Origin of the sequence: Ruminiclostridium herbifermentans, assembly GCF_005473905.2 — a bacterium.
GTDB classification, from domain to species: domain Bacteria; phylum Bacillota; class Clostridia; order Acetivibrionales; family DSM-1351; genus Ruminiclostridium; species Ruminiclostridium herbifermentans.
Genome location: NZ_CP061336.1, coordinates 1,089,684 through 1,112,741 on the forward strand (window position 1 = coordinate 1,089,684; position 23,058 = coordinate 1,112,741).

Consider the following 23,058-nt stretch of genomic DNA (forward strand, 5'->3'; position numbering starts at 1 on the left):
AGTTGCTGTTTGAAAAAACAGTTAGTATTGATTAGATAACCAGTTATTATTGCTGGTGCATAAAAAAATAATATCAAAGAACAATGGCGTTCTCAAGATCAAAATAAAAAATATTATGTTTGGTCTAGAGTGCGCTTTTTTGTATTAAAAATTATCCTATGCCTACTTTACAAAAATTAATTGTACCACCTTAGAGAGCAGATATAAATAGGTAATGGATAAATCAAATTATTTAATTTTATATGATATTTAATTCGAATGTAAAGGAAGTGAACGATATGTTATTGAAAGAGGGGCAAGTAAGGATACCGTCAGGTTGTGCTATATCAGGGATATTCAGCAAGAGCGGGGGGAGTATCACAGGTGAAAGCATTGTTAAATCAATAGCCGTAATGCATGATCGCTCAAATGGTTTAGGTGGAGGTTTCGCTGGATATGGTATCTACCCTGAATATAAAGATGCATATGCATTCCATGTTTTCTTTGAGAGTAATGAAGCTAGGGAGGATGCTGAAAGGTTTATAAATAGGCACTTTGATGTTGTTAATTTAAGCAGGATTCCAACAAGAAAGCATCCTAGAATAACAGATGCACCGCTAATATGGAGGTATTTTGTTACTCCGCTGCATGGAAGACTTGAGGAAAGTCAACTAGATGAAAAGGAATACGTAGCTAGATGTGTTTTGAAAATCAATACAAGAATTAGAGGAGCATATGTTTTTTCTAGCGGTAAGAATATGGGAGTATTCAAAGCAGTTGGTTTTCCTGAGGATGTAGGAGAGTTTTATAAACTTGAAGGTTATTCAGGCTATTGCTGGACAGCTCATGGCAGATATCCAACTAATACTCCTGGATGGTGGGGTGGAGCTCATCCGTTTTCACTTCTTGACTATACAGTAGTACATAATGGTGAAATATCTTCTTATGATGCAAATAGACGGTTTATGGAAATGTTCGGATATAAGTGCTCATTGCTTACAGATACAGAGGTCATTACTTATATATTCGATTATCTTAATAGAAGGCAGGGAATTTCGTTACAGGATTGTGCATCAATTATTGCTGCTCCTTTCTGGAGTGAAATAGACAAAATGCCTGAGGATATGAGGAAGAAATTTACAGCAATCAGAGACGTTTATGCAAGCCTTTTAATTACTGGACCCTTCTCAATTATCTTAGGATTTGAGGGCGGCATGATGGCGTTAAATGATAGATTAAAACTTCGTTCAATGGTTGCAGCAGAGAAAGATGATTTACTTTTAGTAGCTAGTGAAGAAAGTGCAATTAGGGTTATTTATCCTGAAGTGGACAGAATATGGAGCCCTAAAGGTGGAGAACCAGTAATTGCAACACTTGCAGGGGGTGAGGGCTAATGGGAATTAATTTATATGCACCTCAATATGAGGTTAATAGAGATCAAAATAGATGTATTAAATGTAAAGTATGTATGCGCCAGTGTGCAAATGAAGTGCACAGCTATGATGAGGAATTAAATGTAATGGTAGCTGATGAAAGCAAATGTGTTGATTGTCAAAGATGTGTGACATTATGTCCAACAAGGGCACTGCGTATAACTAAGTTTAGAAATGAGTTTAAAGAGAACGCAAATTGGACTGATAAGACTATTACGGAAATTTATAAGCAAGCAGAAACAGGTGGTGTGCTTTTATCATCGATGGGTAATCCTGTTCCATATCCTATTTATTGGGATAAACTGCTTATAAATGCTAGCCAAGTAACAAATCCATCCATTGATCCACTAAGAGAACCAATGGAAACTAGAGTTCAATTAGGAGCAAAGCCTGAAAAACTTGAATTCGATAGTGAAGGAAAGCTAAAGACTAAATTGCCTCCTAGACTAAAGCTGAATGTGCCAATAATGTTTTCAGCAATGTCCTATGGCTCTATAAGCAGAAATGCACATGAGAGTTTAGCTAGAGCAGCTGAAGAACTGGGTACTTTTTATAACACTGGTGAGGGTGGATTAAATGAAGAATTCTATAAATATGGTAATAACACGATAGTTCAGGTTGCTTCAGGTAGATTTGGAGTTCATACAGGTTATCTAAATGCCGGAGCAGCAATTGAAATTAAAATGGGGCAAGGAGCAAAACCTGGTATTGGAGGACATTTACCGGGAGAAAAGGTTGGAGAAGATGTTTCAAAAACAAGAATGATTCCTATCGGAAGTGATGCTATTTCACCAGCACCTCACCATGATATCTATTCTATTGAAGATTTAAGACAGCTTGTTTTTTCATTGAAAGAGGCAACAGCGTATACAAAGCCAATAATAGTCAAGATAGCTGCTGTACATAATGTTGCAGCTATAGCTTCAGGTATTGCACGTTCAGGAGCAGACATTATTGCTATTGACGGCTATAGAGGTGGTACAGGTGCTGCACCTACAAGAATAAGAGACAATGTTGGTATTCCAATTGAATTAGCACTGGCATCTGTAGATCAAAGGCTTAGAGATGAAGGAATAAGAAATAATATTTCGTTAGTAGTAGCTGGAAGTATACGAAATAGTGGAGATATTGTAAAAGCCATAGCACTTGGAGCAGATGCGGTATATATTGGAACTTCAGCATTAATTGCACTTGGCTGTCATGTTTGCAGATCCTGTCATGGCGGTAAATGCAATTGGGGTATAGCTACTCAAAGACCTGATTTAGTTAAGAGATTAAACCCAGATATAGGCTATAAGCGTTTAGTAAACCTTATTCATGCTTGGGATCATGAAATAAAGGAAATGCTTGGAGGCATGGGAATTAATGCTATTGAGAGCTTGAAGGGCAACCGTTTGATGCTAAGAGGCATTGGTCTAAGCCAAAAGGAACTTGATATATTGGGTGTTATGCACGCTGGCGAATAAAGTGGGACTGTTGCGGAATTCCGAAAAATAACTATATGTTATACATGTACTATATAGTGTGGCTAAGAGAGATTTTTGTTACAGTCCCACTCTGGGAAAAGCCACAAGTGTCTTTTCCGTAGGATAGAGATATGCTAACATTGTACATTTTGGAGCCGCAAAACCCACAAGTAGTTTTTGAAAATAAGAATTGCATTTTCGCTCAGGGAAAAGCCACAAGTGTATTTTCCATAGGATAGAGAAGTGCGAATAGAGTACATATTCGAGTGGCAAAACCCTCTAGTGGTTTTTGAAAGTAAGAATTGCATTTTCACTCAGGGAGAGGTTAAAAGTGTCTTTTCTCAGGATAGATGTGCTAATAGCAGGGTGCTTATTCAAGTCCCAAAAATCAAAAGCGTATTTTGTAATAGTGATGCAAATTTGAATTGTTCATAAATATTTGCCCAAGTGGGGCGTGGGAGGTTAGTATGAAGAAGATATACGTTAATGAGGATAGATGTTTAGGCTGCCATCTTTGTGAGTATTATTGTGCTTTTGCTCATAGTGGTGCAAAGGATATGGTAAAAGCATTTTCTGGGGAAGTAAAGCCGCAGCCGAGATTAACAATAGAAGAAGGAGACAGTATTAATTTTGCAGTTTCCTGTAGACATTGTGAAGTGCCTCTTTGTGTGAAATCCTGTATTACAGGTGCAATGCAAAAGGATGAAAACGGAAGAGTTTTTGTGGATGAATCAAGGTGTGTAGGCTGCTATACTTGTATTCTGGTTTGCCCATATGGTGCTGTACTGCCAGGTAAGGAAAAGGCAATTAAAAAATGTGATCTTTGTATAGAAAACGGAAAGCCTGCATGTGCAGATAATTGTCCAAATTTAGCTATTGTCTATGAGGAAAGGGAGTGATTGTAGTGAATTATGTTATTATTGGAAATTCAGCTGCCGCTATTGGCTGTGTTAGTGGTATTCGAACTATTGATAAAGAATCTCCGATTACTTTAATTTCAGATGAACCGCACTTTACTTACTCACGACCACTTATATCCTATTGGCTAAAAGGTAAAGTAGACGATGAAAAAATGTATTATCGAAATAGCGATTTCTACGAGAAAAATAATTGTAATGTCATACTTGGCAAAAAGGTAATAAAAATAGAATCAGACTCAAAACTTGTAGTTTTAGAGGATGACAGCAATATAAAATATGATAAGCTATTGGTTGCAACTGGCTCATCTCCATTTGTTCCACCTGTTGAAGGCTTAAATGAAGCGAAAAATACATTTACTTTTATGAAATGGGATAGCGTAAAGGATGTTAAATCAGCTGTAAAAACTGATTCAAAGGTTGTAATAATGGGAGCTGGTTTGATAGGTCTAAAAGCAGCAGAAGGCCTTCATGAGATATGTGAAGATATTACAGTTGTTGATATGGCTGATAGAATACTTCCAAGCATTCTTGATAAAAAAGGCGCGGATTTTGTTCAAAGACATATCGAAAAGCATAATATAAAATTCATATTAAATGATGCGGCTCAATCTGTTTACAATAATTCTATTACTTTAAAGTCTGGTCAAACAATAGATTATGATGTGTTAATTATTGCAGTTGGTGTAAGACCTAATACTGAACTCGTTAAAAATGCAGGTGGAAATGTTAACAGGGGAATTGTGACTGATAAAAAACAAGAAACCTCGTTAAAGGATATTTATGCTGCAGGTGACTGTACTGAAAGCTTTGACATATGCTCAGAACAAAATAAGATACTTGCACTTTTGCCAAATGCATACATGCAGGGCGAAATTGCTGGAATAAATATGGCTGGCGGAGATAAGGTATTTGATACAGCAATGCCAATGAATGCAATAGGATTCTTTGGACTTCATATGCTAACAGCTGGCAGTATGGAAGGCGAATGCGTTGAAGTAATTGATGAGAATAATTATAAAAAAATGTTCTTTGCTGATAATTTACTAAAAGGATATATCTTAATTGGTGAAATAAATAGAGCAGGAATATACACTTCACTTATAAGAGAAAAAATACATTTGCAAGAGTTAGACATTAATCTGCTAAAAAATAGTCCACAACTTTTAGTGTTTAACAAGAATACACGAAAGGCAAAGTTGGGATAGTTAAGTTATAATTTTTTGGCAAATTTGTGTTTAAATCACGCAGATAGGAGGTATAAAATGAGAATAACTGTTGGAAACACATACTATACTGAAATAAATGAGCAGATTAGGAATACTGCTGATACTGATATAATTTTAGATGAAGTTTATGGTCAAAGATATATAGGGTGCGGTGTTGGTGGCAAAAAAATAACAGTTAACGGAACTCCTGGAAATGCTTTAGGAGCATATATGAATGGTGCAAATATCATAGTGAACGGAAATGCTCAGGATGCTACTGGAGACACTATGAACGATGGTTCAATTATTATTCACGGTAATTGTGGTGATACTACTGGATACGGTATGAGAGGCGGAAAAATACTTGTTAAAGGTAATGCAGGTTACCGAGTTGGAATACACATAAAAGAATATAGAGATCAAAAACCAGTAGTTGTAGTTGGAGGTAAGACTGGCGATTTCCTTGGGGAGTATCAAGCGGGTGGCATAATAATTGTGCTTGGTATTGGAGTTGATGGAGTTCCTGTTGGGAACTTCTGCGGAACAGGTATGCACGGAGGGGTTATTTACTTAAGATGTGATGAGGTTCCAGATGGATTACCACCTCAGGTTAGTGTTGAAACTGCTACAGAAGCAGATAAAAAGACCATTGAAGACCATATTGCAGAATTTTGTGATAATTTTGGATACGAAAAGGCTGAATTAATAAAAAGTAATTTTATTAAACTAACTGCCAATACCAAAAATCCATATAAGCAATTGTATACACATAACTAAAATTAGTATAAAATTGTAATTAAGTAAATATTGGTGTGTTATAATTCTTAGGTTATTAAACTAATAAGCCGGAGTTATTAGCTGCTTAACTGTAACTAATTTAGTTTTACGTTAAATAGCAATAAAAATGAGAAAGGTTAGTATAATTAGCATGAGGCAAGAAAATGTCCTTTAAACATAAACAGGTTCTATTCATAAACACATAAAAGACAGGAAGGGTGAGAAGGATGGCTTCGAAAAATGATATTTTGAAATTTATTGAACAAAATGATGTAAAATTTGTAAGATTACAATTTACAGATATTTTGGGCAGATTAAAAAATATTGCAATAACTGAACGTCAGGTTGAGCGAGCTCTTGAGGAAGGAATTATCTTTGATGCATCTGCAATAGCTGGATTTTCTGAAGTTGAATCATCGGATATGCTTCTGCTTCCAGATATTAATACATTTACAATTATTCCATGGAGACCTCAGCATGGAAAAGTTGCAAGATTTATTTGTGATATAAAAAACTATGATGGAACTCAATTTATAGGTGACCCTAGATATGTTTTGAAAAAATCTGTGGAAAAGGCTGAAAAACTTGGATATACATTTAATGTAGGTCCTGAGTGTGAATTTTTCTTGTTTCATACTGATTCAGAGGGAAGACCTACCGCGAAAACTCATGATTATGCAAGCTATTGTGATCTTGCACCTATGGATTTAGGTGAAAATTGCAGAAGAGAAATATGTATGGTGCTTGAAGAAATGGGCTTTGAAATTGAGGCATTGCACCATGAGAATGCTGCTGGTCAGCATGAAATTGATTTTAAATATAGTGATGTTCTTACTGCGGCAGATAGAATAATGACCTTTAGAATGGTAGTAAAAACTATTGCTCAAAGGAATGGATTGCACGCAACATTTATGCCAAAACCAATTTTCAATGCCTTTGGATCAGGAATGCACATCAATATGTCCCTTTCAAAAGAAGGAAAAAATTTATTTAATGCTGGTAATGGCAGTATGGATATTTCTGATGTGGCAAAAATGTTTGGCGCAGGAATTCTCAACCATATAAATGGTATTACTGCTGTTGCTAATCCTTTAGTAAATTCTTACAAGAGATTTGTTCCTGGATTTGAAGCTCCTGTTCACATTGCTTGGTCACACATGAATAGAAGTCCATTGCTAAGAGTGCCTGCACCTAAGGGTGAGGCCACAAGGCTTGAGCTACGGAGTCCAGATTCTTCATGTAATCCATATCTTACATTAGCACTTGTATTAGAGGCTGGCTTAGATGGTTTACAAAAGGAGATGCAAATACCTTTGCCTGTTGATATAAATACCTATAGTCTTACAGCTGAAAAAGAAAAAGAACTTGGTATTCAGAGATTACCTTCCAATCTTTTATTGGCAATAGAAGAAATGAAAAAGGACCCATATATTAAAGAAGTATTAGGAGAACATATTTATAGCAAATATATTGCGGCAAAAGAAGCAGAATGGGCTGCGTATAATAATTATGTTCATCAATGGGAAATAGACAATTATCTTACTGCATTTTAATTTTAAACTATTTGTATCAAAAAGAGTATGAATATTTGTAATTCAGCTTTTCAGAGGGTAGACAGCTATATATCACTTTACAGATAATTATTGTCGTACTACAATATATCAATTCAACTTTGGTTAAACTGTTCGGATTGGATTATTTGGATTATAATGAGGCAACAAAATGTTTACCACTTATATAAGTGGCCAGTAATGCTTTTGTTTTAGACATTGAGAATATCTCTGGCATCATTAAAAACCGCCAGGTATAACATATTTTTCTAAAATAGAAAAATTTTAAATCTGGGCATTATAAACTCCACCTGAAACAAAGAACTCTGTTTATAGCTGATTTACTTCAACATGTTTGTGCTCAAATGGAGGTGATTGCCAGTGGATGCTAGGGGGGTTTTTATAGTATGCAGTAAGCCAGAAATGATAAAAGAGCTAAGGGCATTAATGTTGAAGCAGGGTTGCTCATCTGTTGAGTATGCATTATCTGCAAATGAGGCAAGGCGTAAGCTTGACTTTTTTGAACCTGGGCTTATACTGGTAAATGCACCATTGCAGGACGAATTAGGCATTCAACTGATTATAGATATAGCTGATAAAACTGATGCTGGTATAATAGTTCTTTCTAGGCATGAGCATTTGACAGAAATGCAGTATAGTCTTGAAAAGGTAGGTGCATTAGTGCTTCCAAAGCCTATTAGCAGAACTATATTAATTCAGACAGCTAGATTTGCATCTCAGTCAAGAAAATCTATAAAAGGTTTAAAACTTCAAAATGATGATTTAGAAAAGCGCATACAAGATAGAAAAATTATTGAGAAAGCAAAATGGATTCTCGTTGATAAGATGAATATGTCCGAACCGCAAGCACATAGATATATACAAAAGAGAGCAATGGATTTACGAGTACCTCAAATAAAGGTAGCTGAGGATATACTTAATAACTTTTAGTTTGCTTACTCAAGTTTATTGATATACTTGGAAATTATATTAAAATTTGAAAAAATATTTTGGATTAAATTAAGTAATCAGATTTGTATAATTATTGGTTCTTGTAATAATTAAATAACGACAAAACAGTTGTATAACAACATGTTTTTATATTCACAATGGCGTGTTTAAGAGAAATATTTTCTGTTAAACACGCTTTTTATTTTTGCATGTAATTTAGGGTATATACATTCAAACCTAAATAGCATATTAAAGCATAGTTATCGCATACTCCAGGATTAACAAACTAAACTTCTATTCTAGATGTGTAAGCTTTAGGTGAAGTTAATTATGGAAACCTATTTTAATCTAAGCGTTATGTAAAGCTGAACCACTGCTGCTACAACTAGTACAAAATTGGTTAAAAAGATTCAATTAAATTGATAATAACGTTTCAGCTTATATATAGAGCAAATTTGATTGAAATAAAGCTGACGTAATTGCAGCAGACATAATTTATTAAGGCTATGCCTGAAAATTATTCTAAAAAATTAAATGATATTTTAAATATTCGAACGGGGGTTTTTTTATGGGAACAATTAACACAGGTGATACAGCGTTTATTATTTTTTCGGCAGCGCTTGTATTTTTAATGACGCCAGGTCTTGCATTATTCTATGGAGGAATGGTAAAACGAAAGAATGTACTAAGTACTATTATGTCATCATTTTTTGTATGTGGATTGGCTTCTGTTCTTTGGGTAGCAGTGGGGTATTCACTTTCCTTTGGCGCAGACACAGGAGGAGTTATTGGAAACTTAGAGTGGGCTTTTTTTAATGGTGTTTCTGGTGTGCCAAATGAAAGTTACGCAGCAACTATACCACACGCTTTATTTGCGGCTTTTCAGATGATGTTTGCAATAATAACACCTGCATTAATCACAGGTGCTTTAGTAGAAAGAATGAAATTTTCATCATTATTTATTTTTATTGGTTTGTGGTCACTAATTGTATATTACCCAATGGTTCATATGGTTTGGGCAGAGGGAGGCTTATTGAGAGATATTGGAGCTATTGACTTTGCTGGAGGTAATGTTGTTCATATAAGTTCTGGTGTATCTGCTGTTGTAGCAGCAATTATTCTCGGAAAGAGAAAGGGGTATGGGATTACTTCAAGTCAGCCACATAATATACCATTAGTATTTATTGGTGCATCATTATTGTGGTTTGGATGGTTTGGATTTAATGGAGGTAGTGCATTAGGAAGCGGAGAGTTAGCAGTTCATGCTCTATTAACAACTAATACATCTGCAGCAACAGCTTTACTATCGTGGATGTTGGTTGAAAAAATTACAAGAGGTAAACCAACTATGCTAGGTGCAGCGACAGGAGCAGTGGTTGGATTGGTTGCAATTACTCCAGGTGCAGGCTTTGTTCCAATATGGGCAGCTTTAATTATAGGTTTTGTTGTAAGTCCAATTTGTTATTTTGCAATGAGTGTTATTAAACCAAAGTTTGGATATGATGACTCCTTAGATGCTTTTGGATGTCATGGCATTGGTGGTATATGGGGAGGAGTTGCAACAGGTATATTTGCAAAAACCTCTATTAACCCTGTAGCACAGTGGGATGGATTAATATATGGAGAGACAAGATTGTTTATAGCGCAGTTGATAAGTATTGCAGTAACTATAGTTTTTGCTGCAATAGGAACCGCAGTTATCATGTTTGTTGTCAAACTTGTATCTAAGGAAATTAGAGTATCAGCAAGAGAAGAATCAGAAGGGCTTGATATTTCACAGCATGGAGAGTCTGCATATCCTTCTTTTACAGGAATGGATTAAGAATACTGTTATCTAAGCTAAATATATATTTTGCAAAAGTTTATTATATAATTTATAACTGAAAAATTGGTATATTTATTACAACTGCTACTATAGCAGATAGAGGAGGTTTTTCAATATGAAGAAAATTGAGGCAATTGTAAGACCATGCAAGCTTGAGGAGTTAAAAGAAGCTTTGCTTGCAATTGATTTAGACGGTATAACTATAAGTCAGGTTATGGGTGCCGGAAAACAGCTAGGTTGGAAGGAATTTTACAGGGGAAATGAAATTACCCTAAATGTACTTCCAAAAGTAAAATTGGAATTGGTATCAACAGATGATAAGGTTGAACTAATTATTGATACAATTATGAAATATTCTCAAACAGGAGAACTGGGTGACGGTAAGATATTTATTTATGATTTACAGGATTGCATACGTATACGTACTGGTGAAAGAGGAGATGCAGCAATTTAATGAGGTTATGCTCATTTAGCAACTGTATAGTAAATGTTTATGATAGGATTGTTTATTAATATGGTAATTTACTTACGATGTTTTGTGCTCTTAGTGTTGTAGGAGAAACGGCAGAGATTGTGTAATGGCAATAATTGTGAGATATGAAAATTAAAAATTATTATACGCATTATGAAATTTCACTAGTTGAAACCTTCACCTTAGGATGAAGGTTTCAACTAAAATGCTTTTATTATGAATTTTTCATTGTAAGAATTAATTCTCTAAGAATCTTACAAGCTACTGCGGTTGAAGAACCACTTTGATCATAATGAGGTGAAAGTTCAACAATATCTGCTCCGATAATGTTTAATTTCGATACAGCTTTTAAAGCATTAACAAGATCGAGGAAACTTACACCGCCTGCTTCTGGAGTTCCTGTGCCTGGGAATATTGACGGGTCTAAAACATCTAGATCAATTGTAAGGTAGACCGGCAGGGTACCGATAGTATTAATTGCATTATTTAAAGTATCAAAATTGTGCAAGCACATGTTGGTATGACCTTCCTTTGACCAATAGAATTCTTCTCTAGTACCGCTTCTAATTCCATATTGCCATATACGATTATCACCAAGTATATCCCAAGCACGTCTTATAACTGAAGAATGGGATAGTGGTTCACCTAAGTAATCCTCGCGAAGATCTGTATGAGCATCAAAATGCAGAATATGAAGGTTTGGATATTTTTTAGCTGCTTGCTCAATTACTGGCAAGGAAACAAGATGCTCTCCGCCAATCATTAACGGCATTTTACAACTGTCAAAGATATGCTGAGAAGTTTCTGATATCATTTCTAGGGCACGTGTTGGTGAGCCAAAGGGCAAATCCAAATCACCATAATCATGTATTGAATAATCTGTTATATCGGCATCAAAATAAGGGCTATATGCTTCAATGCCAATGGAATCCATTCTCATAATGGAAGGTGCAAATCTTGTTCCTGGTCTAAAGGTAGTGGTCCCATCATATGGAGCACCAAAGATTACAATATCGGATGATTTAAAGTCACTATCACAGCCTAAAAACTTGGCTGACAAAATATTTTTGTTCATTTACAAATCTCCTCTGAAGAGATAGCAGACTTAATGCCTGTATCTCAGTATTTTTATTTTAATAATGAGGCAAGAAAATGTCACCAACTTATATTGCAGTGAGTAGTATTTTGTTTTTCAAGTGGTTAAAATATCTACAACCTCAATTACATGCCGCTAATGTAATAAAATTTTTTTGCAATGTTCCTAGACATACAGATGTTCAGACTATTGCTGGAAAAATTTCATTTATATTATAGGCGTAATAATTTTATCATATATAACTAAAATTTCAATGCTGAGACTATTTATTCTGGTGGATAACGACGAACTGTTTTATATAAAAGATATGCAAAATCTTTAGAAAATCTGATTTTTAGCATGTTAAAATAGGTTAATTTATGATATAATAATAAATGTGTTTAGGAATAGTTTATCTGTAGCAAATCTTAATTAAAATCTAAGAGTTAAGGATGTTTTTATATACATAAACGGTATTCTAAAGTACTTTTATTGTGTATAGTTTGCTTGTAGACTTGAAAGCAGTGTAGAATATTTATCAATTTTATTTTATTCCATTATTTGATGTGAGAGAAATATTGGTTCTACAAATAGGTTTGTGCAAGTATGTGAGTTATGAACTTCAATGAATAAGCTTGCCAAATCATATGATTTTATGGACCTCATAAAAATAAGTTTTTGCAAGTTTAAGAGATGCAAGATTCAAAATATAGGTTTTAGAAAGCCTATATTTTTGCGAACCTAAAAAAATAAGTTTCTGCAAGTTTGCGAGTTGAGAGATTCAAAATATAGGTTTTAGAAAGCCTATATTTTTATGAACCTCAAAAAATAAGTTTTTGCAAGTTTGTGAGTCATTCTATTAAAAAATGCCAGTGAAAAGCTTGTGAAATTTTGATCTTTAAAAATGATTTCTTAAGCATTTGAGTTAACCAGCATCAAAAAAGGCTTGCGAAAAGTATATGATTTAACAGCTTCAAAAGATAGGCTTGTGTAATCATTTGAGTTTACTAGCATCAAGAAATACGTTTTTACAAGCCTATGAGTTTTTGAGTCAATATTAAATTTATTCTTAATTAATTTATTATATTTTGTTACCTTAGTGGTTGTAGGAGGTTAGTATGAAATTTACAAAAATGCAGGGATTAGGAAATGATTATATTTATGTTGATTGTACAAAAAACATATTAGATAATCCTTTTGAAGTGGCAAAGAAGGTAAGCGACAGACATTTTGGAATTGGTTCTGACGGGTTGGTTCTTATTTTATCTTCTGACAAGGCTGATTTTAGAATGAGAATGTTTAACTCGGATGGTTCTGAGGCTGAGATGTGTGGTAATGCAATCCGTTGTGTCGGCAAATATGTTTTTGATAATAAGCTTACAAATAAAACAAATATTACGATAGAGACGCTTGCGGGTATTAAGGTATTAGAATTGAAAACTGAAGATGACAAAGTAGTTTTAGTCAGAGTTGATATGGGTGAACCTATTCTGACTCCAAAAGAAATACCAGTGGAAAGTAGCAAAGATAGATTTATTGCTGAACCTATTGAAATTGATGGCCATATATTTAAGGTTACAGCTGTTTCAATGGGCAACCCTCATGCAATTTCATATGTTGAAGATGTTGAGAACTTCCCTTTATGCCAGGCGGGTCCTAAAATGGAAACTCATAAGTTATTTCCAAGGAAAGTAAACGCAGAGTTTGTTCAAGTAATAGATAAATCAACACTTAAAATGAGAGTTTGGGAAAGAGGCGCAGGAGAAACTCTCGCTTGCGGAACTGGAGCATGTGCAACACTTGTTGCATCTGTGTTAAATGGAGTAACAGAGAGAGTTGCTAAAATAAAGCTGCTTGGTGGAGACTTATTTATAGAATGGTCAGAAAAGGATAATCATGTATATATGACTGGACCAGCAGAGAAAGTATTTGATGGTGAAATAGAACTTTAATAGAAGCTTTTTATTTTATATAGAAGCTTTTTAATAGAAGTTTACAATTTAAATATAAATTTTGAAAAGAGAGGAATAAAGAATATGACATATGTAAATGTAAACCACTTAAAATTACCTGGTAACTATTTATTTGCTGAGATTGGTAAAAGAGTTGCGGCTTTCAAAGAGCAGAATCCTGCTGCAGATATTATAAGACTTGGAATTGGAGATGTTACTCGTCCTCTTCCAATGGCTTGTATCGAAGCAATGCATAAAGCAGTAGATGATATGTCTAGGGTAGAAACTTTCAAAGGATATCCTGAATATGAAGGATATGACTTTTTGATAAATAAAATTATAGAATTTGATTATAAGAAACGCGGAATTAATATTGAAATTGATGAAGTTTTTGTAAGTGATGGAGCTAAAAGTGACACGGCAAATATCCAAGAGTTATTTGGTCAAAATAGCAGAATAGCTGTAACAGACCCGGTTTATCCAGTTTATGTTGACAGCAATGTTATGGCAGGAAGAACGGGTGAGTACAGCAATGGCAAATGGAGCAATGTTACTTATCTGCCATGTACTGCTGAGAATAATTTTATTCCTGAATTACCAAAAGAAAAGGTCGATTTAATATATTTGTGTTTACCCAACAATCCCACAGGAACTACTTTAACAAAAGAGCAGCTTAAAGTGTGGGTTGATTATGCAGCAAAGAACAAATCTGTAATATTATTTGATTCAGCATATGAGGCATTTATTACCCAAGAAGAGGTTCCTCACAGTATTTATGAAATAGAAGGTGCAAAAGAAGTTGCAATAGAGTTTAGAAGTTATTCAAAAACAGCTGGATTTACTGGAACCAGATGTGCATATGTTGTTATTCCAAAAGAATTGAAGGTTTATACATCTGAAGGAGAAGAGGTTGGCTTGAACAGATTGTGGTACAGAAGACAAGCTACTAAGTTTAATGGAGTGTCTTATATTGTTCAGCGGGGGGCTGAAGCAATATACTCAGAAGAAGGTCAAAAGCAGGTAAAAGAAACCATTGCTTATTATTTAAATAATGCTTCAATTATAAAGAATGGTCTTGAAAGTATTGGAATAAAAGTATTCGGAGGAGTTAATGCACCGTATATATGGATGAGAACTCCAAATGGAATGGATTCGTGGGAGTTTTTTGATAAACTATTATCTGAAGCAAATATTGTCGGAACTCCAGGAGTTGGATTTGGACCTAGTGGACAGGGGTATTTCAGGCTTACTGCATTTGGTAATTTGGAGAATACATTAGCAGCTGTGGAGAGATTTAAAACAAGGCTGAAAATATAGTTTGATAAATTCAAATTTTCAAGCTTAAATTTCAGATGTTAAACCTTATCCAAAAAACATTAATCTAAGTTGTATTCGCGTACCAGTATTTGCGCTTTCATTCAAAATTAAATAGTACATTAGGTTATTTTCTAGTAAAGCCTGCTTTTATTATAGAGCATGGCTTTACTTATATAAACGCAAATTTCCCAGTTAAGAATTATAGTTGTGGAAGCAAATGAAAAGTTGAGTTAAAGAAATTAATTTGCTTTAAGAAATAGAACATCGTTTTATAAATCAGTTAATTTGATTATGCGCAAATTTGTTTTAATATCAAATATTTCTATGATATAATAAACATTAACTCAAGAATACAATTTATGTTAAATGGTCAATATAGGGGTATACTAATTATATTTAAATATAATTTATTAATTTTACATAATTATTAGTTTAATTGGAGAAATTCAGATTTACTATCAGAAGATAGCATGAGTCTTATAATTGAAGTTTAATTAAGATATTTAAGCCAAAACATAATATAGAGTTTTTACTAATTAATAAATGCACAATAGTAATATTAATTTGAAAGAGTGAGCGTAAGGTTCATTTTAGTATACTGTTTTATAAAAATGTGGGGTGAGGACATAAGAATGATATCTCAAGTTATTTTTGACTTAGATGGTACACTGATAAATTCTCTTGATATATTTATAAAAGTAGGCAATAAAATGGCTGAGAGATATGGTTATCAGCCATTAAGTGAAGAAAGTATAAAAGAACTTTTGAAGCTGCCTATGAAAAAGAGGCTTGAAGTTTTAAAAATACCTAAGTTTAAGCTTCCGAAGTTAGGATTGGAAGCGTTAAGTATGTTTAATGATTATGCAGCACATGTTGAACCAATTAAAGGAATTAAGGAACTGCTAGAACAGCTTTGTGATAAGGGCTACAAATTAAACATAGTGTCATCAAATTCATTGGATAATATCAATGTTTTTTTAGAAGCAAACCAAATAAAAGTATTTGAAAATATACAATCATCAAGAGGCCTTTTTGATAAACATGTTACTATTAATCGGTTAATTAAAAAATTAGGTGTAAAAAAGGATGAGGTAATATATATTGGTGATGAATATAGGGATATTGAAGCTTGCAAGAAAATAGGAATAAAAATCATATCAGTATTATGGGGATTTGATCCAAAAGAACTGCTAGAAAAAGCAGAGCCAGACTTTATAGTATCCGAACCAAATGAAATTACACAAATTATTATGAATATTAAATAATACAAGAATGGGGAAACGAAATAAAATGTTACTTGCAGATGAGTGGAAGGATTATGAATTAATTGAGACAGGAGATGGCGAAAAGCTTGAAAGATGGGGAGATATTATACTTAGAAGACCTGATCCGCAAATAATATGGCCTAAAAATGATAAAAAGATATGGAATAGAGCAGATGCAAAATATCATAGAAGCCAGAGTGGAGGAGGAAACTGGGAATATAAGCGAAAGATACCTAATCGTTGGACTATAAGCTTTGAAGATTTAAAATTTTATATTGAACCTACTGGTTTTAAACATACAGGATTGTTTCCTGAGCAAGCAGTAAATTGGAAATGGATGATACAGAAAATAAAGAAGGCTAATAGACCAATAAAGGTCTTAAATCTTTTTGCATATACAGGCGGAGCTACAGTTGCTGCTGTTTATGCTGGCGCAGAGGTATGTCATGTTGATGCGGCTAAAGGCATGGTGGGCTGGGCAAAAGAAAATGTAGCTCTTTCAGGATTGGCAGATAGACCAGTAAGATTTATCACTGATGATTGTATGAAATTTGTTCAAAGAGAAATACGGAGAGGGAAGAAATATGATGGTATAATAATGGATCCCCCATCTTACGGAAGAGGTCCGAATGGTGAAATATGGAAAATTGAAGACTCTTTATTTAATTTTGTTCAACAATGTATGGGTGTGCTTTCTGACAATCCATTATTTTTCCTGATAAATTCATATACAACAGGCTTTTCTCCTACAGTACTTGGCAATATTTTGAAACAAACTATAGGAAGCAAAAATAAAGGTATTTATAGCTGTGGTGAGGTAGGTATTCCTGTCACCCAATCAGGTCTTGTACTTCCATGTGGTATATATGGAAGGTGGGAGAATGAGTGATACCAAAAATAATTTTTGAGGATAATCATTTGCTTGTTGTTGAAAAGCCAGTAAATATGCCAGTGCAGCAAGACAACACTAATGATTTGGATATTTTGACTGTATTAAAACAAGATTTAAAAGAAAGATACAATAAGCCTGGAGAAGTTTATCTTGGTCTAGTTCATAGGCTTGACAGGCCGGTTGGAGGTATAATGGTATTTGCAAAAACCTCAAAAGCGGCATCAAGACTTTCTGATCAAATACGAACCAGAATATTTAAAAAGACATATCTTGCTATTGTAAGAGGTGTTCCCAAAAAGCGGAAATGTACTCTTAGGGATTATCTTTTAAAAGATAGCTCAAAAAATATGGTTTCTGTGGTTCCAGAAGGGACGAAGGAGGCGAAAGAAGCTATTCTTGATTATGAGGTTCTTAAGTCAAAGGGGGATTTGAGTTTATTGCAAGTTCAGCTTCATACTGGAAGACCTCATCAGATAAGAGTGCAGCTATCCAATGCTGGGCATACATTATTTGGGGATCAAAGATATGGTGCAGATGTGAATAAACCAGGGCAGCAAATTGCTCTTTGGGCATATTCGGTAACTTTCTTACATCCAACCAAAAAAGAAGAAATGACCTTTATTTGTGAAACGCCAAAAGCTGAACCATGGGTACAATTTACAAATAACTATATTTAAGATGTTTTATAAATTATAATTATTATGTAAATTAATTTATGTACAAAGAATTAATAACTTGATAAAAAGATCTGACGTTCAATAATTTTGTTTACAGTTCTACCCCAACTTTTAATATAGAATCTATATAATAAACATAATAATAAAACGAGCTAAGGAAATATCCTTAGCTCGTTTTGAATATCTAAAACATAAAATTAATATGCAACACCTTGAGCGTACATTGCATTAGCAACTTTTAAGAAGCCTGCAATATTTGCTCCAGCAACAAGATTGTCTTCCATACCATATTCTTTAGCAGCTTCGCTAACAGTTTTGTATATATTAACCATAATGTCCTTTAGCTTAGCATCAACTTCTTCAAATGTCCAGGAATAACGCATGCTGTTCTGACACATTTCAAGAGCTGATGTAGCAACTCCGCCTGCATTTGCTGCTTTAGCAGGTCCATATATAATCTTATTCTGTAAGTAAACGTCAACAGCACCTGGAGTTGATGGCATATTTGCACCTTCACCAACTGCATAGCAGCCATTAGCAACTAATAATTTAGCAGATGCTTCGTCAATTTCATTTTGAGTAGCACAAGGAAGAGCAATATCACACTTGATGCTCCAGATACCTGAGCAACCTTCAGTATATGTTGCGTTCTTGTGAATTTTAACATATTCGCTGATACGTTTTCTTTCAACTTCTTTTATTTGTTTAACTGTATCAAGTTTGATTCCATCTGGATCATATATGTATCCGTTTGAATCACTTAATGCAACAACTTTTGCTCCTAATTCAGTTGCCTTTTCAGTAGCATATATTGCAACGTTTCCTGAACCAGAAATTACAACTGTAGTATCCTTGAATGATTTACCCTTTGCATTTAGAGCTTCTTCCATGAAGTAGCAGAGACCGTATCCTGTAGCTTCAGTTCTTGCTAAGCTGCCGCCCCAAGTAAGACCTTTACCAGTCAATACGCCAGTAAATTCGTTCCTAAGTCTCTTGTACTGACCATACATATATCCTATTTCTCTTGCACCTGTTCCGATATCTCCTGCTGGAACGTCTGTATCAGCACCGATATGCTTTGACAATTCTGTCATAAAGCTTTGGCAGAATCTCATAATTTCATTATCAGATTTACCTTTAGGATCGAAATCACTTCCGCCTTTACCTCCGCCTATTGGTAGACCAGTAAGAGAATTTTTAAATATTTGTTCGAAACCAAGGAATTTGAGAATACTTACATTTACTGAAGGATGGAGTCTTAAACCACCTTTATAAGGACCGATTGCACTGTTGAATTGAATTCTGAAACCACGATTTACATGAACCTTACCATTATCGTCAACCCATGGAACTCTGAAGATAATTTGTCTTTCAGGTTCAACTATTCTGTCAAATATTCCTGCTGCAACCCATTCTGGGTGCTTTTCTGCAACAACCTCTAAAGAATCAAGAACTTCTTCTACTGCTTGATGGAATTCTGGTTCGTTAGGATTTCTTTTCTTTACTTGATCCATAACACTTTGTAGAATTTTCATTTAAATAACCCTCCCGTAAGTTTTTAGAATTTTAATAATTAATAAAAAATTGTATATGTTTTGTATCTTTGGCTACAAGGAGGATTTATAAACATAAATCAAATATATTTATATTAATGGCTACTCCATTGTAAACCAAATAATAAACTTAATGTACTTGCACTTCGCAGGTATTTAGCTGTTTGTAAAAGCATGCTGCAAAGTTAACGTTTTTACTTTATAGATTATACCATTACATATTAATAATTGCAATCAAAAAAATGAATAATTTCATTTTTATTCCTGCAAAATTATTTAGAAAAATAGAAATGTCTTACAAATGCCTTAAAATCACGGGTTGAAGAACAAATGCGAAAAAATAAACGAGAAAGGTGTTTTTATAAAAAAACAATAATATTGCAAGTGATAGATAAAAGCGCGTCATTTTTATGCTATTAAAATACATTAACTGGTGATGCCAATTGATTAAAACTAAGTTTATATGTAGACAATTTATTGCTAAATACTTATGGGCCAGTACAACTTGGATAAATGGGATAGTTACTTAAAGATATTTTTTTGTTTATCAGTGAAGAAAAGTTTATTTTAATTATGGTAATTACTACTAAACTGGTTTAGCTTGATTGTTATAGAATATTTTGTTAGTATTTTAACCGTACACAATTGATTATAAGCGCTGAAAATAATTGGAGCAGTTTTTGCCTAAGGTAGCGTAGGAGGTTAGTATGAGTAAATTACAGTTGATAGCTGTATCTGTATTTGGAACAGAAGCAATTACAGCTAGGGAACTTAAAAAGCTTGGATATTTTGAACAGAAAGTAGAAGATGGAAAAGTAACATTTACAGGAGATAAATTAGCAATATGCAGGACAAATATATGGCTTAGAACTGCCAGTAGAGTACAATTAAAAATAGGAGATTTTAAGGCTTATACTTTTGATGAACTTTTTGAACAAACTAAAGCGCTGCCATGGGATGAAATAATACCTGTAAATGCTGAATTCCCTGTTGTGGGTTATTCAATTAACTCAAAGCTTTTTAGCGTTTCTGACTGTCAAGCTATCGTTAAGAAGGCTATTGTAGAAAAGCTTAAGCAGAAATATAAATGTGAATGGTTTGAAGAAAGCGGGCCAAGATATAAGATTGAAGTTGCTATACTTAAGGATACAGTTACATTATCTATTGATACAAGTGGAGCAGGACTCCATAAGAGAGGATATAGAAAGCTTGTTGGAGGAGCTCCTATAAAGGAAACTTTAGCATCAGCTATGCTGTTAATAAGTCATTGGAATAAGGATAGAGTTCTGCTTGATCCAATGTGCGGCAGCGGGACCATACCAGTAGAGGCAGCTATGATTGCAAAGAACATTGCACCTGGGCTTGGCAGAGAATTTGAATCCGAAAAGTGGGATTTTATCCCGCAAGATTTATGGGATGAAGCCAGAGATGAGGCATATGATGCAATAATTGAGGATATTGATCTAAGAATACATGGTTCAGATATTGACGAAGAGGCTATAAGTTTAGCAAGGTATCACGCTAAAAAAGCAGGTGTAGAGGATGCAATTCACTTGCAAAGAATGCCTGTATCAGATATTAGTTCACGATATAAATATGGAGTTATTATGTGTAATCCCCCTTATGGAGAGAGGTTGGGGGAAATGGATTATGTTAAGGGCTTGTACAAAGAAATGGGCAAAGTATTTAGAAAGTTTGATACATGGTCATATTATGTTATTTCATCAGATTTAGAATTTGAAAAGCATTTTGGCAAGAAAGCAGATAAAAAAAGAAAGCTATATAATGGAAGTCTGCTTTGCAACTTTTATCAATATTTTGGACCTCCACCACCAAAGAATACAAATATGCTTATAACCTAATACTTAGGTTATAAGTAGAAAATGTTAAAACAAGAACTTGGCTAAATATCTAGTTGACTGCTTAAAATAATGCATATGTACAACATAATTTATGAATTGTTCCTAATTGTAATTGATTCTGAAATAATTGCAGTTTAGAATAAATGTTTCCGCTAACCCGCAATGAAAAGAGTTTATATTCTAAGTTATGATTACAGCTACTTGCTTCGGCTGTAGCTGTAAAAAGATTTACTTTTCGACAACTATTTGTTGTAGCATTTTTTTATTTAGTTACTTCCAATTGATTATAGTATATTTGCATACTATTTCTCATTGGAGTACAGTAAATGTTGTTTTAAAACAAAACATTCATTAATCTAAGTAAGGAATGAAATTGGAAAAACATTGACTAAAATAGTATATTTATAATAACATATAATTGTAGAATTTTGTAGCACGGACATGTAAAAAAAATATAGTAATATGGTAGGTGATCTTAATGTTTTTAAAAGTAACTAAGTCGGATGTAAATGGTAAAATTAGTATACCTGGTTCTAAATCCCATACAATAAGATCGTTATTTTTTGCGGCGTTAGCAAATGGAAAAAGTACAATAAAAAACCCACTTATCTCAAGTGATTCCATATCAGCTGTGAATTTATGCAAATCCTTTGGTGCGAACTATGATTTGATAAATAATTGCTATATAGCTGAAGGTGTTGGAAGTATACCAAGGGTACCAGAAAATATAATAGACGTGGGGAATTCTGGAACCAGCTTACGGCTTGGGATGATGACAGCTGCTTTAGTACAAGGTTATACTGTTTTTACAGGTGATTATCAAATAAGAAAAAGGCAAGTTGGCCCATTAGTTCAGGCCATTAATAATTTAGGGGGAGAAGCATTTACTACAAGAGGAAATGATTCTGCACCAGTTATAGTTAAGGGAAGAGCAGCAGGAGGATTCACAAAGCTAGATGCTGTTACTTCACAGTACTTGTCTTCAATTCTAATTAATGCTCCACTTTTGGAGAAAGATACGCATGTTGAGGTTACAAGATTGAATGAGGTGCCATATGTTGAATTAACATTATGGTGGTTAGATAAATTTGGAATTAAATATTCGCATAATAATATGAAAGAGTTTTTTATTCCAGGACAACAGCAGTATTCGTCTTTTGAATGTACTATACCTGGTGATTTTTCTTCTGCAACTTTTTTTATGGTGCTTGCAGCAATATCAGGACAGGAGATTACTCTTGAAAATCTTGATATGTCAGACCCGCAAGGCGATAAGAATGTTCTTGCTATACTAGAGGATATGGGAGCAAAGGTTACATATGGCAAAGACAACATAACCATTAAAGGACAAAAACTGTATGGTAGGACGATAGATATGAATGCTATTCCAGATGCTCTGCCGGCTATGGCTGTAGCAGCTTGCTTTGCTGAAGGAGAAACAAGACTTGTAAATGTGCCTCAGGCAAGACTAAAAGAGACAGATAGGATTAGTGTGATGTGCACTGAACTATCTAAAATGGGCGCTGATATAAAAGAGTTACCAGACGGCTTGATTATTAGGGAGAGCAAGTTGAAGGGTTGTAATTTAAATGGACATGATGACCATAGAATTGTAATGTCATTAGCAATTGCGGGTTTAAATTCAACAGGTAATACAGTAATAGATACAGCCGAGGCAATGAATGTTACTTTCCCAAGTTTTGTGAATTGTATAAAAAATTGTGGCGGCAAAATTCAGCTTAGTGAGACTAATGAATAGTTGATAATAAATTATATTTAAATAAAAAAGCGAAGTTTACATTGGTGCATACATAGTTCTCTTCGCATATCAAAAAGCTGCGAACAGCTTTTTGTGGATTGAGTAATCAAGTTACCTCTGCGTAGCAG

Annotated in this window: 18 protein-coding genes; 16 read left to right on the plus strand and 2 right to left on the minus strand. The window is 34.1% G+C overall.

From position 1 onward, the window contains the following. Nucleotides 1–278: 278 nt before the first annotated feature. The 9 genes from EHE19_RS04745 (at nucleotide 279) to EHE19_RS04785 (ending at nucleotide 10,560) form a co-directional block, all read left to right on the plus strand. Nucleotides 279–1,373 carry a class II glutamine amidotransferase gene (locus EHE19_RS04745; RefSeq protein WP_137698149.1) on the plus strand — a complete coding sequence of 365 codons (1,095 nt, stop codon included), beginning with the start codon at nucleotides 279–281 and terminating at the stop codon, nucleotides 1,371–1,373. Continuing rightward, nucleotides 1,373–2,878, plus strand: coding sequence for a glutamate synthase-related protein (locus EHE19_RS04750; RefSeq protein ID WP_137698148.1), 1,506 nt, complete (start codon nucleotides 1,373–1,375; stop codon nucleotides 2,876–2,878). The genes EHE19_RS04745 and EHE19_RS04750 overlap by 1 nt, the downstream gene beginning before the upstream one ends. A gap of 467 nt (nucleotides 2,879–3,345) precedes the next feature. Then, a complete protein-coding gene (locus EHE19_RS04755) occupies nucleotides 3,346–3,777 on the plus strand; it encodes a 4Fe-4S dicluster domain-containing protein (RefSeq protein WP_137698147.1) in 432 nt (143 codons plus the stop codon). A gap of 5 nt (nucleotides 3,778–3,782) precedes the next feature. Beyond that, complete coding sequence (locus tag EHE19_RS04760) at nucleotides 3,783–5,003, plus strand: NAD(P)/FAD-dependent oxidoreductase (RefSeq protein ID WP_137698146.1); 1,221 nt, start codon at nucleotides 3,783–3,785, stop codon at nucleotides 5,001–5,003. 57 nt (nucleotides 5,004–5,060) lie between these two features. Then, a complete protein-coding gene (locus EHE19_RS04765; protein WP_137698145.1) occupies nucleotides 5,061–5,780 on the plus strand; it encodes a GltB/FmdC/FwdC-like GXGXG domain-containing protein in 720 nt (239 codons plus the stop codon). A gap of 227 nt (nucleotides 5,781–6,007) precedes the next feature. Continuing rightward, a complete protein-coding gene (glnA, locus tag EHE19_RS04770; RefSeq protein WP_137698144.1) occupies nucleotides 6,008–7,333 on the plus strand; it encodes a type I glutamate--ammonia ligase in 1,326 nt (441 codons plus the stop codon). A gap of 378 nt (nucleotides 7,334–7,711) precedes the next feature. Further along, nucleotides 7,712–8,281, plus strand: a complete 570-nt coding sequence (locus tag EHE19_RS04775; protein WP_137698143.1) for an ANTAR domain-containing response regulator — start codon at nucleotides 7,712–7,714, stop codon at nucleotides 8,279–8,281. A 568-nt stretch (nucleotides 8,282–8,849) separates the two neighbouring features. Further along, nucleotides 8,850–10,103: an ammonium transporter gene (locus tag EHE19_RS04780; protein ID WP_137698142.1), complete on the plus strand. Its 1,254-nt coding sequence runs from the start codon at nucleotides 8,850–8,852 to the stop codon at nucleotides 10,101–10,103. 118 nt (nucleotides 10,104–10,221) lie between these two features. Further along, a complete protein-coding gene (locus tag EHE19_RS04785) occupies nucleotides 10,222–10,560 on the plus strand; it encodes a P-II family nitrogen regulator (protein WP_137698141.1) in 339 nt (112 codons plus the stop codon). A gap of 232 nt (nucleotides 10,561–10,792) precedes the next feature. Here the strand turns inward: EHE19_RS04785 and speB are convergent, their stop codons facing one another. Further along, nucleotides 10,793–11,653, minus strand: coding sequence for an agmatinase (gene speB, locus EHE19_RS04790; RefSeq protein ID WP_137698140.1), 861 nt, complete (start codon nucleotides 11,651–11,653; stop codon nucleotides 10,793–10,795). A 1,118-nt stretch (nucleotides 11,654–12,771) separates the two neighbouring features. On the opposite strand from speB, the gene dapF reads away from it, so the two are divergent. The 5 genes from dapF (at nucleotide 12,772) to EHE19_RS04815 (ending at nucleotide 17,756) form a co-directional block, all read left to right on the plus strand. Next, complete coding sequence (gene dapF, locus EHE19_RS04795) at nucleotides 12,772–13,605, plus strand: diaminopimelate epimerase (protein ID WP_137698139.1); 834 nt, start codon at nucleotides 12,772–12,774, stop codon at nucleotides 13,603–13,605. An 84-nt stretch (nucleotides 13,606–13,689) separates the two neighbouring features. Next, nucleotides 13,690–14,922: an LL-diaminopimelate aminotransferase gene (locus EHE19_RS04800; protein ID WP_137698138.1), complete on the plus strand. Its 1,233-nt coding sequence runs from the start codon at nucleotides 13,690–13,692 to the stop codon at nucleotides 14,920–14,922. Nucleotides 14,923–15,554: 632 nt separating this feature from the next. After that, nucleotides 15,555–16,187 carry an HAD-IA family hydrolase gene (locus tag EHE19_RS04805; RefSeq protein WP_171003602.1) on the plus strand — a complete coding sequence of 211 codons (633 nt, stop codon included), beginning with the start codon at nucleotides 15,555–15,557 and terminating at the stop codon, nucleotides 16,185–16,187. A 25-nt stretch (nucleotides 16,188–16,212) separates the two neighbouring features. Beyond that, nucleotides 16,213–17,076 (plus strand): class I SAM-dependent methyltransferase, encoded by an 864-nt coding sequence (locus EHE19_RS04810; RefSeq protein WP_137698136.1) that lies wholly within the window; start codon nucleotides 16,213–16,215, stop codon nucleotides 17,074–17,076. Then, entirely contained in the window at nucleotides 17,073–17,756 is a 684-nt protein-coding gene (locus EHE19_RS04815; RefSeq protein WP_137698135.1) for an RluA family pseudouridine synthase, read from the plus strand. The genes EHE19_RS04810 and EHE19_RS04815 overlap by 4 nt, the downstream gene beginning before the upstream one ends. 197 nt (nucleotides 17,757–17,953) lie before the next feature. Here the strand turns inward: EHE19_RS04815 and gdhA are convergent, their stop codons facing one another. Then, nucleotides 17,954–19,291: an NADP-specific glutamate dehydrogenase gene (gdhA, locus tag EHE19_RS04820; RefSeq protein ID WP_137698134.1), complete on the minus strand. Its 1,338-nt coding sequence runs from the start codon at nucleotides 19,289–19,291 to the stop codon at nucleotides 17,954–17,956. A gap of 725 nt (nucleotides 19,292–20,016) precedes the next feature. On the opposite strand from gdhA, the gene EHE19_RS04825 reads away from it, so the two are divergent. Together EHE19_RS04825 and aroA are read left to right on the plus strand one after the other, a co-directional pair. Further along, nucleotides 20,017–21,171: a THUMP domain-containing class I SAM-dependent RNA methyltransferase gene (locus tag EHE19_RS04825; protein WP_137698133.1), complete on the plus strand. Its 1,155-nt coding sequence runs from the start codon at nucleotides 20,017–20,019 to the stop codon at nucleotides 21,169–21,171. Nucleotides 21,172–21,649: 478 nt separating this feature from the next. Beyond that, nucleotides 21,650–22,930 carry a 3-phosphoshikimate 1-carboxyvinyltransferase gene (gene aroA / locus EHE19_RS04830; protein ID WP_137698132.1) on the plus strand — a complete coding sequence of 427 codons (1,281 nt, stop codon included), beginning with the start codon at nucleotides 21,650–21,652 and terminating at the stop codon, nucleotides 22,928–22,930. Nucleotides 22,931–23,058 lie beyond the last annotated feature (128 nt).